Below are 14,371 nucleotides of genomic sequence, written 5' to 3'. Positions count from 1 at the left end.
AAGATAAAATAGGAAAAGGGATGTAGCAAACGTTACATGTGATCCTTGCTACATCCAAGATGACTGAAAAAGCGTTCAACAAAAGCGGCCCCATGTATGTTCTCCATATATTTCGTGTTAAAAATATACTGTTCCATTTGTTCAAGCTTCCGCAGACTCCGCACTAGTATTTTCCGATCATGATCAGACAGAGTAGGATCATCATCTATCTTCTCTAAGGCCTTTTTCACACGTGCAGATACATGTTCAACATATAAATGGTTTTTGGATGCTGGCGGAATACATGCCGCTAGGTCACAGCCTATAAAACGAACACCATCAAGGGTGCAGTTTTCAAAATTGGCGATCAGCTTTTGTTTGCCATTTCCCTCAAACGTTATATCTATTAGCTTACCAGCAAAGGTACAATTGACGATGTTCGCTGCCTGTAAAACACGGTCATTGAATCTACAATTAGAGAAAGTACAATCGATAAACGTAGCATTCTCCAATGTCATTCCCCTCATATCGCAGGAAGAAAATTCGCAATTGGTGAAGACAGCTTCGTTTTTGCCAATGCCCACAGAGCGCAAGTCTGAATGACTAAAAGTACGATGATCAATCGTACTACCGGCAAAAAATCTCGCATTCGTCAGATCACACGTATCAAATACAAGATGATCCAAGTGACAGCTCCAAAAAATAGGAGAACGAACATTTGAGTTGATGATTGTCGTTCTGCTAATTTTTTCGTTTTCATATCTGGCAACATCAGAAAATGTTTCGTTGTCTACTGATATACCAGACTCAAGTCTTCTCATCGCTATCACCCTATCATTTCTTCAGAATTTTTCACAGTCATGATGTCCATTCAGCCAGTTCATTTTCTCTTAGCGCTTGTCTTTGACTCAAGATTATATCACAAAACGATATGCGATTAATGGACCTTTTGTGATATGAGGAATGTCAGAATTAATATCAAAGATTTTCGCATTGATGTCTATTATGCCAAAGCTAGTGATTCGTTTAGAGTGCATATCGTGATATGTTTCAGCGGTTTCTTTTGTTTTGAATAAGTAGATTCCCTATCGGGGTCAGCTTGTATACATTCTTTGACTGAACACTAAGGTAAATCACAAAAACCTAAACAAAATCCACCGTCATAAACAATGGGTATTTGTTTAGGTTTTTTAGCAATTGAATCGTTTTCGAAGAACTAGGCATGAGACAGCAAATACTGCGAAAGCGCCCGCTGATCCAGCAGCAAACACCAGCTCAAATTGTTCTGGTTTCTGTTTGAATAACAAAGGGACTGAAAGAATGAGCGCAGCACCACTAAAGCCTAATCCTAATATCAACATGGCAAACAATTTATTCATAGAAACACCTCTTACACTTAGAGTGAGAACACTGGAGACCTACTGATCTAAGTATCATTGTTATGATTCGACAACCTTTAACCTTCCTAGATGGAGTGTATCATATGAGGGTGGGCGATGGGTTTCTTTTCATGAAAACAAAATCGTACAACAAACGATTTTAAACGAACACTGTTCTTTACGAACGATGTTCGTTATAATATAAATGAAATGGAATTTAAAACGATTTCCACAAAGGGATGAGGAGATGCAGAAGATGACGTCATTATCTAAGAATCAAAAGCAAATCGCTATCATCGGAGGAGGACCTGGGGGACTAACACTTGCCTTAATTTTGCAAAATTACGGTATACAAACAACCATTTATGAACGAGAGATGCATGACAAGAGCCTTGAACGAGGCGGCTCACTGGATATTCACGAAGAAACAGGTCAAAATGCCTTAAAAGAAGCAGGAGTTTATGAGAAATTTCAAAAGAACGCCCGCTATGAAGGGGAAGATTTCCGATTACTTGATAAATCAGGAAGAATTTATTTAGATGAAGAAACGGAATCAGATCAAACAGGTACTCGCCCGGAAATTGATCGTGGTGTGTTATGTGAACTACTGTTAAAACAAATTGATGCTGAAACCATCAAATATGGGTATAAACTAGAAAGATGCGTTTCATTAGAAAGTGGTATGACAGAGCTTCATTTTGAAAACGGAGTTGTCGAAACAGTTGACCTTTTGATTGGGGCTGATGGTGCTTTTTCTCGTGTGCGTCCTCTGTTAACAGATATTGAGATTGAATACTCTGGGCTCACGATGCTAGAACTGAATGTCTTAAGCGTAGAGGAGAACCACCCTGATTTAGCTGAATTTAATAAACGAGGTAAGATGTTTGCTTTGGCAGACCACAAAGGACTGATTGGGCAGTTAAACGGAGATGGCCGAATCAAAGTGTATGCAAGCCTTATGGTAGAACGCAACTGGATCGAGACTTGTGGTATACCGTTTCATCAAGTGAAAGAAGCAAAAGAACAATTATTAGCGTTATTTAGTGATTGGGATGATCAGCTGAAAAATTATATTCGTTATGCAGAAGATACCATCATTCCAAGACGGATTTATACGCTTCCTGTCGGTTTCAAATGGAATCGTCATAAAGGAGTAACGCTTATCGGTGATGCAGCTCACGTCATGTCGCCATTCGCAGGCGAGGATGTGAACATGGCGATGTTTGATGCAAGGGAGCTAGCACTTGCTATTGTCCGGCATCCTCATCATTTTGAAAAGGCGATTGAAGAATACGAAGACATGATGTACGAATATTCATCGAAAAAAGCTAATGAATCGGAGAATAGTTTAAAACTGTGTTTTTCAAAAGACGCTGCGGTCAAGCTTGCAGATATGATGAATTCTTTTCAAAAGGATGATGATTGATGCTCAATTTACTATTTTACTTTGACATGTTATAAAGAGAGTATGAACAATTCAAATCGTCGTATGATCAGTCGCCGGTCTCGGCCGGCTAAAGAACCCTTAAGCCGTGAGCTTATTGTGAAAACGGCCTATGAGCTTCTTAAGGAGCATGGGATAGAGGGCATGAGTATGCGTAAGGTGGCTAAAGCACTCGATACGGGACCTGCATCCTTGTATGTCTACGTGAACAATGTTCAAGAACTCAGTGCTTACGTATTGGATTATGGTCTCGGACAAATGGTCTATCCAGATTCAAAGGATAGCACATGGAAAGAACAGTTATTCGACCTATTGCATACTTATTTCCTCCTGCTATTCGAAAAACCTGGTCTCGCTGAAATTTCTCTTTCCACCATTCCACAAGGAACGAACTTTATTCAGTTGACCGAACATCTTCTCGCTGCATTGCATGAAGGCGGGATCAAATCTACATCCGCAGCATGGGGAGTAGACCTATTGCTGTTATACGTATCTTCTGTAGCATACGAAAAGGTCTCTTGGAAGAAACAAGGCTCTTCACAGATTTCAGACACAAAAAAAGCATTTCTTCAAGCAGACAAAACGCAGTTTCCTTTCATTCATCATGTAAAAGAAGAAATGTTTGCAGGTGATACCGTATCAATGGAACGGTTCCGATGGGGAATTGACGTCATTTTGTATGGCATCCAGCAGGAAGACAATTAGAAAGGAGCACAAGCAAAAAGCAGTCAATGGCTGCTTTTTTTATATGGTGATTTTCATATTTGTGATCTTGTGAGCATTACAATATATAAATAAATCTATATATTGTTTTTATATATAAAAAATTATATAATCTAGTGGAATAAAAAAATGAGGTGCTTAGGCATGGAACATATTAAAAAGTTATTAGAGAGTTATATTCCTTTAGCAAAATCTACTGCAAAAATGTTTGGACCAAATTGTGAAGTGGTGATTCATGATTTAACGAATCCTCAAGCATCTGTCATGTTTACAGTAAATAACCATGTGACAGGAAGAGAAATCGGCCAATCATTTGATCATCTAGTCAAGACTGTATTACAATCAGAAGATTTTAAAGAAGATTATCTGGCTGGTTATACATTTGTAACAGAAGATAAGCGTACGATTCGTTCTTCGACTTCATTAATACGTGATTCAAAGCAAAAAGTGATCGGAGCTTTCTGTATCAATTTTGATGTTGAAGCACTGAATCAAATGCAGCAATTTATGGACACATTTCTTTCTACACAAGTGGAAGCTCAAGAGAAAGAAACAACATCAAATGATGATCTTGAAAATGTGGAAGAAATCGTCGATCAATTGATTCAACAAATCATTCAAAACAGTGTTCATCCAGTCATGAAACGCCATGAAAAAATTGAACTAATCAAATTTATGGATGAAAAGGGCATTTTTTTAATGAAAGGATCTGTTGAGAAGGTCGCATCTATGTTAGGCATTTCCAAAGTAACCGTCTATAGCTATTTGGATGAAATCAAAAATAAATCGAGGTAAGGAGTGTCAAAATGGAAAGCATACTCGAGGTAGGAAATCTAAAATCAAACGGACACTATGCCTTCGCAACCATTCATCAAAACACGGTCTATGTGTCGGGACAATTTGCCATCAATCCTGAAACGACAGAAAAAGAGTTCGGCCCCATTGAAAAAGAGACATTACAAGCGCTTAAGAATGTAGAGATGATTGTAGAGGCTGCTGGAAGTCAAAAAGAAAAGATTTTGCGCATGACATTATACATTTCAGATATTGAATTATGGGACAAAGTAGATGCGGTTTATACCGAATTTTTCGGTGAACATAAACCAGCTCGTACGATTGTACCAACGAATGAATTACATTTTGGTTTCAAAATTGAAATGGATGCCATTGCATATATTTAGAATATTTTTTTGACCACCCTATATAAAAAATTATATTTTGTATAAAAAAATATTCAAAGGGGCAGATGAAGAATGAATCAATTAATTTGTAACCATTGCGGAGAAAAATATGAGATGACACCAACTCTATGGAAATGTGATTGTGGTGGAGTATTCAATCTAGTGAAAGATACCCCGAAAATAGACGTCACAGCTTGGGATCACTATCCAAATTCATTATGGCGTTATGTTGAAACCATGCCATTTCCAAAAGGTTCTAAGACGTGGGAAACTGTGACAATGGGCGAGGGCCAATCTCCTTTAATCGTTCTAGATCCTAATGAGCCAAACACATATGTAAAAGTTGATTATATGATGCCTACACTATCGTTTAAAGACCGTGGAGCAGCTGTGTTAATGACAAAAGCTAAGGAATTAGGGGTAACAAAAGTCATTGCTGATAGCAGCGGTAATGCAGGAACGGCAATTGCTGCGTATGCGGCGCGTTGTGGTATTGCCTGTGACATCTATCTAAGTGATCAAACATCACCTAAAAAAGTCGCTCAAATAAAAGCCCACGGAGCAACGATTAAAGAAATTCATGGTACACGAGAGGACATTGCAGCTGCGGCCCAAAAGGCAGTAGACGAAGAAAACGTTTTTTATGCAAGCCATGTCTATAACCCTTATTTTTTCGAAGGTACAAAAACATACGCCTATGAAATCTATGAGCAACTAAAAGGAGCACCGGATGCTTTAATTATTCCGGTTGGAAACGGCACTCTGCTGCTCGGTGCGTATTATGGCTTTAGAGAGTTATTCGAAAATGGTCTCATTCATAAAATACCGAAAATTATTGCCGTACAAGCAAAGAACTGCGCACCACTTGTGAAAGCTTTTCAACATGCGGAGGAATCAGCAACGCCTGTGACAAATAAAGGGACTGTAGCAGAAGGGATCGCTATTGCTGCCCCGGCGCGTTCTAAACAAATTTTAGAAGCTGTATACAAGACGAATGGTACGTTTATTGATATTGAAGAAGAAGAAATTCTACATGCACGCTCTAAACTAAGTGAGAAAGGATTTTATGTCGAAGTGACATCTGCCATCAATTTTGCTGGCTACATGAAATATCAAAAGGAACCAGAAGAAACCATTATCATTCCTCTTTGTGGTGCAGGGATTAAATCAACATAACCTTAGGACTCTGGTAGAATAGAGCGTTGCGTGCCTCGTTGTCCTATTATAGGTTCAATCAGGAGTAATATTTGCGAAATGAATTTAGATGATATGGAGGGTTTTGGCGGGGACATACCATTTGAGAACTATACAGATGACATCATTCCTTTGCTGAATCTTTCGGATTCTGATAGTTACTTAATGCCAGATGTTTGTAAGACCGTTGCAGTTAGATTACGTCAACTGATCCACAATTGGCCTGATGATGATATAGATAAGAAGAACGCTCTCTATCTGGCAGAAGAAATGGAGTTAGCGCATCAACAAAATGAGCCAATCGGATTGATATAAGATGAGAAGAAAGCTACTTTAAAAAGCATGTTTAAACCGTAGTAGCTTTCTTTCCACTCTACCTAATTATTTTTCATTTGTTTCTCTCCCCAATAACATATCTCATCTAATACAGGCATCAGTGATAAACCCTTTTCAGATAAACTATATTCTACTTTTGGAGGCACTTGGGGATATTCTTTACGATGAATTAAGTGATCCGCTTCAAGCTCTTTTAGTGTATTGGTTAATGTTTTAAAAGAAATCGTTCCGAGCTTACGTTTCAGCTGATTATAGCGGACAGGACCATCGTTTGAATATAAAGCATACAGAACTGGCATTTTATATTTCCCACCAATTAATGACAAAGTATACCCAAAACCAGTATCTTTTAGCTCAGCTTTCGTCTGGAAGGACTCCTCATTCATTTTATACTCTCCTTTGGATTAGTATCGCACTTTGATTACCGTACTTGTAGTATGTTATAGCACATAATAAAATGAATGTACATCAAAAAATGATACAAAACTCAGAAAAAGGGTGAATGAATAATGAAAACGATTGTCTATGCACATCCTTGGGATGGAAGCTATAATCATGCCATTTTGACTTCCATAACAGAAAAATTAGAAACAAAGAGAGAACCGTTTCAAGTAATCGATTTATATAAAGATGGATTTAATCCTGTGTTTACAGCTGAAGAATTAAAGCATTTTCATAAAGGAGAAACGCCTTATTCATTAGTGAAGGATTATCAAGAAAAATTAAAACAGTCAACAGAATTGGTATTTATTTTCCCAGTCTGGTGGTGGGATCTACCTGCTATGTTAAAAGGATTTATTGATAAAGTGATGTTAAGCGGTTTCGCATTCATTGAAGATCAAAACACTGGTACTTTGAAAGGTTTATTGACAAATATAAAAAAAACAACCGTGATCTCAACATCTACAACAGATAAGGATTATATTGAATCTGAAGCTGGAAATGCTATTCAAAGCGTTTTTATTAACAGAACGCTAGCTGATTTGGGATTGAAAAATGAATCCACGAAATGGATTCATTTTTCTAGAGTGAACTTAACAACAGATGAAAAGAGAAAGCAATTTTTAAAAGAAATATCCCAGATTATTTGATTTACAGTACAACAAATAAGGCCCATCTTCTACGACCGATTTAATTTATTGAGAAGGTCGTAGAAGTTTTGAAAAACAAAAGGATAGACTTGTACAAGAAGGTAAATGTAGATCCATTGTATGATCTGATAAACAATAGCCGTATAAGAATCCCACTATTTAAAGTAAAGCTTTATAACTTTAGTGCTACACGTTTCAGCAGACTCTTTATCACCAGTCATTTAAGCAACAACAAATCGAGCCTGCCTAATTGACCTCTTGCACTCCCCCAAATACCCCATTATTTAAATCCATACCATTTCTGTGTTTTTTTAATATTTCTTTTAGCACTGCCGGCTCAAGCAGATTGTTAACATCATTTTCATTAAAAATAATACTGACTCATACCATTTCTAAAGATAGGCAGGGTCTTAGTCACTAGCTCTTCTGATGAAATAAGTCTTCCATCCTTATTCCATGTGTATGCAGCTCCGTATATCCCCCAACTTAGCATAGTAGATAGGGTTGTTACCATTTGTTTATCCTCTAATTCGATGATGTTTTTAGTTCCTTTTAGCATAAGATCAGCTATTAGTTTCTGTAACTCCTCTTTAATTTTACTTTCGATAATAGTTCCTAAAGAATGATAACCTTTGGGACATAGGTCGCTTATCTCTTTATGGTGATCACACATGGCTAGAAAAATATTTGCAATGACTTTTTCATTGAATCCATCGTGATCATTGAGTCTTTTTTTCAATTTGTCTGTAAATGTATTGGTGATTGTAGAATGTAACAAATCAAATTTATCGTCAAAGTGCGCATAAAATGTAGCCCGGTTAATAGTAGCCTTTTCTGTGATATCACGTACCGTGATATGGTTGAAATCTTTTTCACTAGCTAACGAAAGAAAAGAGTCTACAATCAATTGTCTTGTACGAAGTATTCTCGGATCTTTTTTAGGCATAATCATTTTTTCTTCTCCTTTTAGGGTTCATCATCTTGTCTAAAAACGACAATACATTAGAAGTGTTGCGTAAACTACATATTGGCTATTTTGGTTATTGTTTATTATTCTTTTTCATCTTATCATCAATTATACAACGCGCGTTGCTTAAATAACACATGTTATTACGAAAGATTTTTGATCAAGGAAATCATTGTGATCATTCTGAATAACAAAAGGAGATAGACGACCATGAACATCACTATTTTTGGTGCAACTGGTGCAATCGGTCAACTTTTAACACAGTTTGCATTAGAAAACGGAGATTTCGTTACGGTATATGTTAGAAACCCTGAGAAAATCAAGCAAAAGCATTCGAATTTACGCATTGTAAAGGGTGAACTAACGAACACTTCAGCTATTGAAACGGCAGTTTCAGAAGCTGATGTCGTGATAAGCACCTTAGGTCCCGGCATTGATTTGTCTCGAAAACAAAAGGGTACACCGATCGCCGACGGACATAACCGAATTGTCAAAGCGATGAAGAAATTCACAAAAAAAAGGTTGATTACACTCGCGACGCCAGCCTTGCAGTCTGAAGACGATAAGAAAAGCTTATCGACGATATTGCCAAGAATATTGCCTAAACTTCTCATGCCAAATGGTTATGCCGAAATGAAGAAGATGGGAGAACTGATTAAACAATCGAACCTGGATTGGACAGTCGTTCGAATTATTAATCCTAATATCAAATACAACGGGCAATCTTACGGTTATTCATTCGGCGATCAGCCAGCTAAAATGTCCGTATCTAGGGAAAATGTCGCTAAACTCATGTATGACGCTGCTAGGCAACACCAATTAATCGGAAAAATGCCCATTGTTTATAATGATTAAATCAGCTTTTTGTATGAGGTTGTTGATTCAGCAGAAATTATAGGAATCATTTAGAGTCATACCAAAACATTGCGTGTGAATTCTTTTTATAAGTATTCAAAATCAAAATCATAAAGGGGAAATGATCATGTCAAAAGTATTATTTGTTAAAGGAACACCTCAAAGTGAGGAACAATCAAGAAGTACGCAAGTTGCTAGAGCATTTATCAATGAATATAAGGAAGTAAATCCAACAGATGAAATAATAGAAGTAGATGTCTATTATGCAAATGTGCCATTAATCGATGCTGATTTTTTAACTGGACAAAAGAAGTTAAGAAGTGGGGAAGTGCTAACAGATGTTGAAGCACAAAAAATAGAAGCAGTGAATGCATTCACAAAGCAATTTATGGAAGCAGATAAATACATCATTCAGTCTTCAATGTGGAATTTAGGAATCCAACCTTTATTAAAAGCCTATTTTGATACAATCATGAGTGCTGGAAAAACGTTTAAATATACATCAGAAGGTCCAGAAGGATTGATGAAAGGGAAAAAAGCAATCCATATTCATGGAATGGGAGGATTTTATTCGCAGGCAATTGGAATGGAACATTCTGATTCTTACGTAAGAGGTGCGCTAAAGTTTGTAGGAATTGAAGTGGAACCAACGATTTTTGTTGAAGGTATTGACTATGATCCAACTAAAGAAGAAGAAATTGTTACTTCAACAATTGAAAAAGCAAAAGAGGTAGCACGAACGTTTTAAAAAAAGCTTTGGTGGGATTAGTTAAAAAGATTTTAATTAACATCATCCCACCTCGCACGTTCAAAAGCGTAATAAAGAAGAATAGACAAAATACATTCATCAAAATCATAAAGGGGGAACATATGATGAAAGTAGAAATTTGGTCTGATTTTGTTTGTCCGTTTTGTTATATTGGCAAACGTCAATTTGAAATAGGGTTAGAACAGTTTGAACATAAAGAAGAGGTCGAAGTCTTATTTCGTCATTTTCAATTAGATCCATATGCGAAAAAAAATACAGGAATGGATATCCATCAAGTAGCATCTTCCAAGCATGGTATTCCATATGAAAAAGCAAAAGCAAGAAACAATCAATTGAAACAGAAAGCAAAAGAGATTGGGTTAGATTATCAATTTGATACAATGATTCCTACGAATTCATATGATGCACTTCGTCTTTCTTATTATGCAAAAGAGAAAGGGAAGATACGGGAGTTTATGGAGCGTATTTTGAAAGCTCATTTCACGGATTCACTAGATATCGGTGATCACGCAACACTTGCTCAACTTACAAGTGAAATAGGTCTTGATGGCAACGAAGCCTTGGATGTTTTAGCAAATGATCAATATAGCGAGAATATTGCAGCTGATAGAGCCGAGGGATCAAAAATTGGGATTCAGGGCGTGCCCTTTTACGTTGTGAATGATAAATATGTCATCTCAGGAGCACAACCTAGCGAAGTGTTTTTAGAAACATTACAACAGGTATGGAAAGAAGAGTACGCGAATCGTATGGTTGAAGAGCATAAATTAGAGTCGTCGCTCGATGATGATTGTTCAGATGGAACATGTAAATTTTAATGGATATTCAAAAAAGATTCAGAAATCACAAAAGAATATTATAGTATTTCAAGGCTCAGGTATTGTTGTTCTAAATCTTGCAGTAGTGCCAACATCACTTGACTTGTATTGAACCTAATTGGTGCTCGTGTGATATAGCTGCTTTAAATACCACTTTATTATGAATCATTTACTTCCAAAAAATCAAAGGGGTTTAGCGATATGAAAAATACAATTTTCCAAGGCACAATCGAGCATTCAGGATTTGTAGTACCCGATATCGAAGTAGCAGTTGAATTCTTCACTCATATTTTGGGTTTTGAAGTCTTGTTCCGGCCAGGACGGATGCAGTTTGAAGACGATAGTTTAAAAAGATACTTTGGGGTTCACGAACATTCAGTTGTAGAAGGGGCGGCATTTTTGCAATATGGCGGTAGAAAGATTGAACTGGTTCAATGGTCGACGCCAGATCAACAGAATGTTCACCTAAAACCCAGTGATATCGGTGTAGCCCATCTAGCTATTACAGTCACCAATATAGAAGAGGCTTTAAAATATTTTGCAGAACAGTCTGATGTTAAAGTTAGAGAGCTGAGCCCTCTTGGATTTTTCTATATCACAACTTCATGGGGAATGGAGATTCAAATAATGGAATTACCCCAAAAACCTTTATGACCTATCTAATTTGTACCAAGACAAGAACAAGGGTCCTTTAATTAGTTGAAACAATAACTGTATCTTTATTAATGGACCCTCTTTCTCCTTCTGATCAAAGGACACCAAGAGGGGTCCTTTCCATCTAGTTGACCTCTTGCAGGCAATTGATCATTGTTTTCTCCTCTTAATACCTCACTAATATCCTGCTTTCTTAAAATCCATATCATTTCTGTGCTTTTTGATGTCTCTCTTTAGCTTTGGCAGCTCGAGCAAAGTGTTAACAGCAGAATGCCCAATGCCAACTACTGCAATTCTGATACCGAGTCAGATCGCGATTTAAAATATCAGGAATACCATTCGATTGTTCATTTTCTGTCATAATCCCTTCAGCATTTATTGGGTTAGGGTTTTTCCACGTACCAGTGGCATGTATAACCGCCTTTGCTCGTAAGTTTTTTCTTCTTGATTATTTAATTTCACTCGAATGATAAAAGGCACAAGACCTCTGTCTTTTGTTTTTATCAACACCTTTTTGCCAATTAGGAGGACTGGGCTATTTAAATAACTATGTGGTTTCATTTAAAGAAGAGAAGTGGGTATTTAAATCAATCATTTTCACACGAATGAATCTTTGTTTGAATTCATATAATCAATTGATTATATAAGTTTTCAGTTATATACTATTGAAGGAGTTGAAAAGAGGGGGAATCATTGTGACTACAGATGTTTCAATTGGTGTGACACATATGTCGAATTGTTTAAAAACACTCAGTGATCAAACAAGACTGATCATGATGAAATTGTTTTTGGAGAAGGAATATTGTGTGTGTGAACTGGTAGATATGTTCGAAATGAGTCAACCAGCGATTAGTCAGCATTTACGAAAATTAAAAAAAGCTGGATTTGTTCAGGAGAACAGAAAAGGGCAGTGGCGTTATTATTCAATCAATACACTGTGTCCAGAATTTGAGACGATTCGGATCATCTTAAATCAAATTGATAAAGAAGACGACCTTATAAAAAGTATACAACATAAAGCAACAAACATGTCTTGTTCGTAAGGAGGGATGGGTTTGAGTTTTGCCGTTTTATCATTAATCATATTTTTGTTCACTTTGGTATTGGTTATTTGGCAGCCAAAAAATTTATCCATAGGGTGGTCCGCTTGTGGAGGAGCTATTTTAGCATTAATCGTAGGTGTTGTGAATGTTGACGATGTGATCACCGTGACAGGCATCGTTTGGAATGCTACTTTAGCTTTTGTCGCCATTATCGTCATTTCACTCATACTTGATCGAATCGGCTTTTTTGAATGGGCAGCATTGCATATGGCAAAGGCTGCAAAAGGCAGTGGGCTACGTATGTTTGTGTATGTGACCATCCTTGGGGCAATCGTCGCTGCTTTATTTGCAAACGATGGTGCAGCACTTATTTTGACACCCATTGTTTTAGCCATGGTCAGAGCATTACACTTCAATGAAAAAATTGTATTCCCTTTTATTATCGCGAGTGGGTTTATTGCAGATACAACGTCGCTCCCTCTTGTCGTAAGTAATTTGGTGAATATTGTAACAGCCGACTATTTCAACATTACATTTATTGAATATGCATCCAGAATGGTTGTTCCAAACCTTTTTTCATTGCTAGCGAGTATCACTGTGCTGTACCTTTTCTTTAGAAAGAGTATACCAAAACGCTATGATATGACTGAGTTAAAGCAACCTAGGGAAGCAATAAAAGATCCAAAGATGTTTAGATTATCTTGGTATATATTAGCTTTTTTGTTGATTGGTTATTTTGCAAGCGAATTTTTATCTATACCTGTATCGGTCATAGCTGGAGTGATTGCCATTTTATTCTTGGTCATTGCACAAAAAAGCCCTGCTGTTCAAACAAAAAGCGTTCTAAAAGAAGCTCCCTGGGCGATCGTTTTCTTTTCCATAGGTATGTACGTTGTTGTCTATGGCATGCGAAATGCAGGGCTTACTGATGCTCTTTCAAGCGTGATTCAAGCTGTAGCAGATCAAGGTTTATTAGCAGGGACTCTTGGTATGGGATTTATAGCAGCGATTCTTTCATCTGTCATGAATAATATGCCAACGGTCATGATCGATGCATTGGCCATATCTGGCACCGATACACAAGGAATGATGAGAGAAGCGTTAATATACGCAAATGTCATTGGTTCTGATTTAGGACCAAAAATTACGCCCATTGGCTCCTTAGCAACACTACTATGGCTCCACGTCCTTTCTCAAAAAGGTGTGAAGATTTCCTGGGGGACATATTTCAAAATAGGGGTCATTTTAACTGTACCAACACTATTCATCACACTTTTAGCGTTGTATTTCTGGCTAATGATTATACATTAAAGGAGACGATCAACATGTCAAAGAAAACAATATACTTTTTATGTACCGGTAATTCTTGCCGCAGTCAAATGGCTGAAGGTTGGGCTAAAAAATATCTTGGAGATGAGTGGAAGATCTATAGTGCTGGTATCGAAGCTCATGGATTAAATCCGAATGCTGTAAAAGCAATGAAAGAAATAGGGATTGATATTTCTCATCAAACGTCTGACCTGATTGATCAGAAAATATTGCATCACGCTGACTTAGTCTTAACACTATGCGGTGACGCAGCTGATAAATGCCCGATGACTCCTCCTCATGTCGAACGTGTCCATTGGGGCTTTGATGATCCAGCAAAAGCAGAAGGAACAGAAGAAGAGAAGTGGTCATTTTTCCAAAGGGTAAGAGATGAAATTGGAGATCGATTGAAACAGTTTGCTGAGACTGGAAAATAGTGCTGCGTTTGAGTCAATTGAATATAAAATCTAATAATAAAGAGGATCAAGTCAAAGATTCTCTTTTTGCATTAATTAATATCTAGTTTACATAATATATATTCTAGGAAGTTAAACAACAATTGAATTTTCTTTGTCTCATTATTAAGTATACTTATCTTATTGAGATAAAATAAAAAATGAAAATCCAACG

The 14,371-nt window shown here is 37.0% G+C and carries 19 protein-coding genes; 14 read left to right on the top strand and 5 right to left on the bottom strand.

Annotated features, from left to right (window positions below):
- Positions 1 to 32: 32 nt before the first annotated feature.
- The 3 genes from NST01_RS09010 to NST01_RS09000 form a co-directional block, all read right to left on the bottom strand.
- Positions 33 to 800 (bottom strand): pentapeptide repeat-containing protein, encoded by a 768-nt coding sequence (locus tag NST01_RS09010; protein ID WP_019744143.1) that lies wholly within the window; start codon positions 798 to 800, stop codon positions 33 to 35.
- A 93-nt stretch (positions 801 to 893) separates the two neighbouring features.
- Positions 894 to 1,061 carry a YdhR family protein gene (locus tag NST01_RS09005; RefSeq protein WP_341042548.1) on the bottom strand — a complete coding sequence of 56 codons (168 nt, stop codon included), beginning with the start codon at positions 1,059 to 1,061 and terminating at the stop codon, positions 894 to 896.
- A gap of 108 nt (positions 1,062 to 1,169) precedes the next feature.
- Positions 1,170 to 1,358 (bottom strand): hypothetical protein, encoded by a 189-nt coding sequence (locus NST01_RS09000; RefSeq protein ID WP_191219239.1) that lies wholly within the window; start codon positions 1,356 to 1,358, stop codon positions 1,170 to 1,172.
- Positions 1,359 to 1,614: 256 nt separating this feature from the next.
- Here NST01_RS09000 and NST01_RS08995 point away from each other — a divergent pair, with 256 nt between their 5' ends.
- The 6 genes from NST01_RS08995 to NST01_RS08970 all read left to right on the top strand — a co-directional run bounded on the left by NST01_RS08995 (position 1,615) and on the right by NST01_RS08970 (position 6,215).
- Entirely contained in the window at positions 1,615 to 2,784 is a 1,170-nt protein-coding gene (locus NST01_RS08995) for an FAD-dependent oxidoreductase (RefSeq protein WP_341041789.1), read from the top strand.
- Between the two features lie 63 nt (positions 2,785 to 2,847).
- On the top strand, positions 2,848 to 3,507 hold the full coding sequence (locus tag NST01_RS08990; protein WP_034646467.1) for a TetR/AcrR family transcriptional regulator: 660 nt from the start codon (positions 2,848 to 2,850) through the stop codon (positions 3,505 to 3,507).
- Between the two features lie 162 nt (positions 3,508 to 3,669).
- Complete coding sequence (locus NST01_RS08985) at positions 3,670 to 4,320, top strand: helix-turn-helix transcriptional regulator (protein ID WP_017359563.1); 651 nt, start codon at positions 3,670 to 3,672, stop codon at positions 4,318 to 4,320.
- Between the two features lie 11 nt (positions 4,321 to 4,331).
- The gene (locus NST01_RS08980; RefSeq protein WP_017367342.1) at positions 4,332 to 4,706 is read left to right on the top strand and encodes a RidA family protein; all 375 of its coding nucleotides are present in this window, start codon (positions 4,332 to 4,334) and stop codon (positions 4,704 to 4,706) included.
- Between the two features lie 72 nt (positions 4,707 to 4,778).
- Positions 4,779 to 5,882, top strand: a complete 1,104-nt coding sequence (locus NST01_RS08975; protein ID WP_341041785.1) for a threonine synthase — start codon at positions 4,779 to 4,781, stop codon at positions 5,880 to 5,882.
- Between the two features lie 78 nt (positions 5,883 to 5,960).
- Positions 5,961 to 6,215 carry a hypothetical protein gene (locus NST01_RS08970; RefSeq protein WP_039963535.1) on the top strand — a complete coding sequence of 85 codons (255 nt, stop codon included), beginning with the start codon at positions 5,961 to 5,963 and terminating at the stop codon, positions 6,213 to 6,215.
- A 62-nt stretch (positions 6,216 to 6,277) separates the two neighbouring features.
- Here NST01_RS08970 and NST01_RS08965 read toward each other — a convergent pair whose 3' ends face one another.
- A complete protein-coding gene (locus tag NST01_RS08965; protein ID WP_007499303.1) occupies positions 6,278 to 6,622 on the bottom strand; it encodes a winged helix-turn-helix transcriptional regulator in 345 nt (114 codons plus the stop codon).
- A 123-nt stretch (positions 6,623 to 6,745) separates the two neighbouring features.
- Here NST01_RS08965 and NST01_RS08960 point away from each other — a divergent pair, with 123 nt between their 5' ends.
- A complete protein-coding gene (locus NST01_RS08960) occupies positions 6,746 to 7,327 on the top strand; it encodes an NAD(P)H-dependent oxidoreductase (protein ID WP_017359568.1) in 582 nt (193 codons plus the stop codon).
- Positions 7,328 to 7,691: 364 nt separating this feature from the next.
- Here the strand turns inward: NST01_RS08960 and NST01_RS08955 are convergent, their stop codons facing one another.
- Positions 7,692 to 8,279: a TetR/AcrR family transcriptional regulator gene (locus NST01_RS08955; protein ID WP_039167767.1), complete on the bottom strand. Its 588-nt coding sequence runs from the start codon at positions 8,277 to 8,279 to the stop codon at positions 7,692 to 7,694.
- Between the two features lie 225 nt (positions 8,280 to 8,504).
- Between NST01_RS08955 and NST01_RS08950 the strand changes: the two genes are divergently transcribed.
- The 7 genes from NST01_RS08950 to arsC all read left to right on the top strand — a co-directional run bounded on the left by NST01_RS08950 (position 8,505) and on the right by arsC (position 14,178).
- Entirely contained in the window at positions 8,505 to 9,149 is a 645-nt protein-coding gene (locus tag NST01_RS08950; RefSeq protein WP_046343647.1) for an NAD(P)-dependent oxidoreductase, read from the top strand.
- A 127-nt stretch (positions 9,150 to 9,276) separates the two neighbouring features.
- Positions 9,277 to 9,897 carry an FMN-dependent NADH-azoreductase gene (locus NST01_RS08945; protein ID WP_058337567.1) on the top strand — a complete coding sequence of 207 codons (621 nt, stop codon included), beginning with the start codon at positions 9,277 to 9,279 and terminating at the stop codon, positions 9,895 to 9,897.
- Positions 9,898 to 10,022: 125 nt separating this feature from the next.
- Positions 10,023 to 10,736, top strand: a complete 714-nt coding sequence (locus tag NST01_RS08940) for a DsbA family oxidoreductase (protein ID WP_341041784.1) — start codon at positions 10,023 to 10,025, stop codon at positions 10,734 to 10,736.
- A gap of 201 nt (positions 10,737 to 10,937) precedes the next feature.
- Complete coding sequence (locus tag NST01_RS08935; protein WP_017359572.1) at positions 10,938 to 11,390, top strand: VOC family protein; 453 nt, start codon at positions 10,938 to 10,940, stop codon at positions 11,388 to 11,390.
- 695 nt (positions 11,391 to 12,085) lie between these two features.
- Positions 12,086 to 12,433: an ArsR/SmtB family transcription factor gene (locus NST01_RS08930; RefSeq protein ID WP_017359573.1), complete on the top strand. Its 348-nt coding sequence runs from the start codon at positions 12,086 to 12,088 to the stop codon at positions 12,431 to 12,433.
- 12 nt (positions 12,434 to 12,445) lie between these two features.
- On the top strand, positions 12,446 to 13,744 hold the full coding sequence (locus NST01_RS08925; RefSeq protein ID WP_017367334.1) for an arsenical efflux pump membrane protein ArsB: 1,299 nt from the start codon (positions 12,446 to 12,448) through the stop codon (positions 13,742 to 13,744).
- Positions 13,745 to 13,758: 14 nt separating this feature from the next.
- Positions 13,759 to 14,178 carry an arsenate reductase (thioredoxin) gene (arsC, locus tag NST01_RS08920; RefSeq protein ID WP_326114504.1) on the top strand — a complete coding sequence of 140 codons (420 nt, stop codon included), beginning with the start codon at positions 13,759 to 13,761 and terminating at the stop codon, positions 14,176 to 14,178.
- Positions 14,179 to 14,371: the final 193 nt, after the last annotated feature.

This window comes from Bacillus sp. FSL R7-0166, assembly GCF_038008935.1.
Classification (GTDB): Bacteria; Bacillota; Bacilli; order Bacillales; family Bacillaceae; genus Bacillus; species Bacillus altitudinis.
This window is presented reverse-complemented; position numbering and strand designations above follow the sequence as displayed.

Excerpts from the sequence above, each read along its gene's own strand:
- NST01_RS08935 (WP_017359572.1), top strand. The coding sequence starts at position 10,938 with ATGAAAAATACAATTTTCCAAGGCACAATCGAGCATTCAGGATTTGTA.
- NST01_RS08970 (WP_039963535.1), top strand. The coding sequence starts at position 5,961 with ATGAATTTAGATGATATGGAGGGTTTTGGCGGGGACATACCATTTGAG.
- arsC (WP_326114504.1), top strand. The coding sequence starts at position 13,759 with ATGTCAAAGAAAACAATATACTTTTTATGTACCGGTAATTCTTGCCGC.
- NST01_RS08945 (WP_058337567.1), top strand. The coding sequence starts at position 9,277 with ATGTCAAAAGTATTATTTGTTAAAGGAACACCTCAAAGTGAGGAACAA.
- NST01_RS08950 (WP_046343647.1), top strand. The coding sequence starts at position 8,505 with ATGAACATCACTATTTTTGGTGCAACTGGTGCAATCGGTCAACTTTTA.
- NST01_RS08990 (WP_034646467.1), top strand. The coding sequence starts at position 2,848 with ATGATCAGTCGCCGGTCTCGGCCGGCTAAAGAACCCTTAAGCCGTGAG.
- NST01_RS08980 (WP_017367342.1), top strand. The coding sequence starts at position 4,332 with ATGGAAAGCATACTCGAGGTAGGAAATCTAAAATCAAACGGACACTAT.
- NST01_RS09000 (WP_191219239.1), bottom strand. The coding sequence starts at position 1,358 with ATGAATAAATTGTTTGCCATGTTGATATTAGGATTAGGCTTTAGTGGT.
- NST01_RS08965 (WP_007499303.1), bottom strand. The coding sequence starts at position 6,622 with ATGAATGAGGAGTCCTTCCAGACGAAAGCTGAGCTAAAAGATACTGGT.
- NST01_RS08985 (WP_017359563.1), top strand. The coding sequence starts at position 3,670 with ATGGAACATATTAAAAAGTTATTAGAGAGTTATATTCCTTTAGCAAAA.
- NST01_RS08940 (WP_341041784.1), top strand. The coding sequence starts at position 10,023 with ATGAAAGTAGAAATTTGGTCTGATTTTGTTTGTCCGTTTTGTTATATT.
- NST01_RS08975 (WP_341041785.1), top strand. The coding sequence starts at position 4,779 with ATGAATCAATTAATTTGTAACCATTGCGGAGAAAAATATGAGATGACA.
- NST01_RS09010 (WP_019744143.1), bottom strand. The coding sequence starts at position 800 with ATGAGAAGACTTGAGTCTGGTATATCAGTAGACAACGAAACATTTTCT.
- NST01_RS08955 (WP_039167767.1), bottom strand. The coding sequence starts at position 8,279 with ATGATTATGCCTAAAAAAGATCCGAGAATACTTCGTACAAGACAATTG.
- NST01_RS08995 (WP_341041789.1), top strand. The coding sequence starts at position 1,615 with ATGACGTCATTATCTAAGAATCAAAAGCAAATCGCTATCATCGGAGGA.
- NST01_RS08960 (WP_017359568.1), top strand. The coding sequence starts at position 6,746 with ATGAAAACGATTGTCTATGCACATCCTTGGGATGGAAGCTATAATCAT.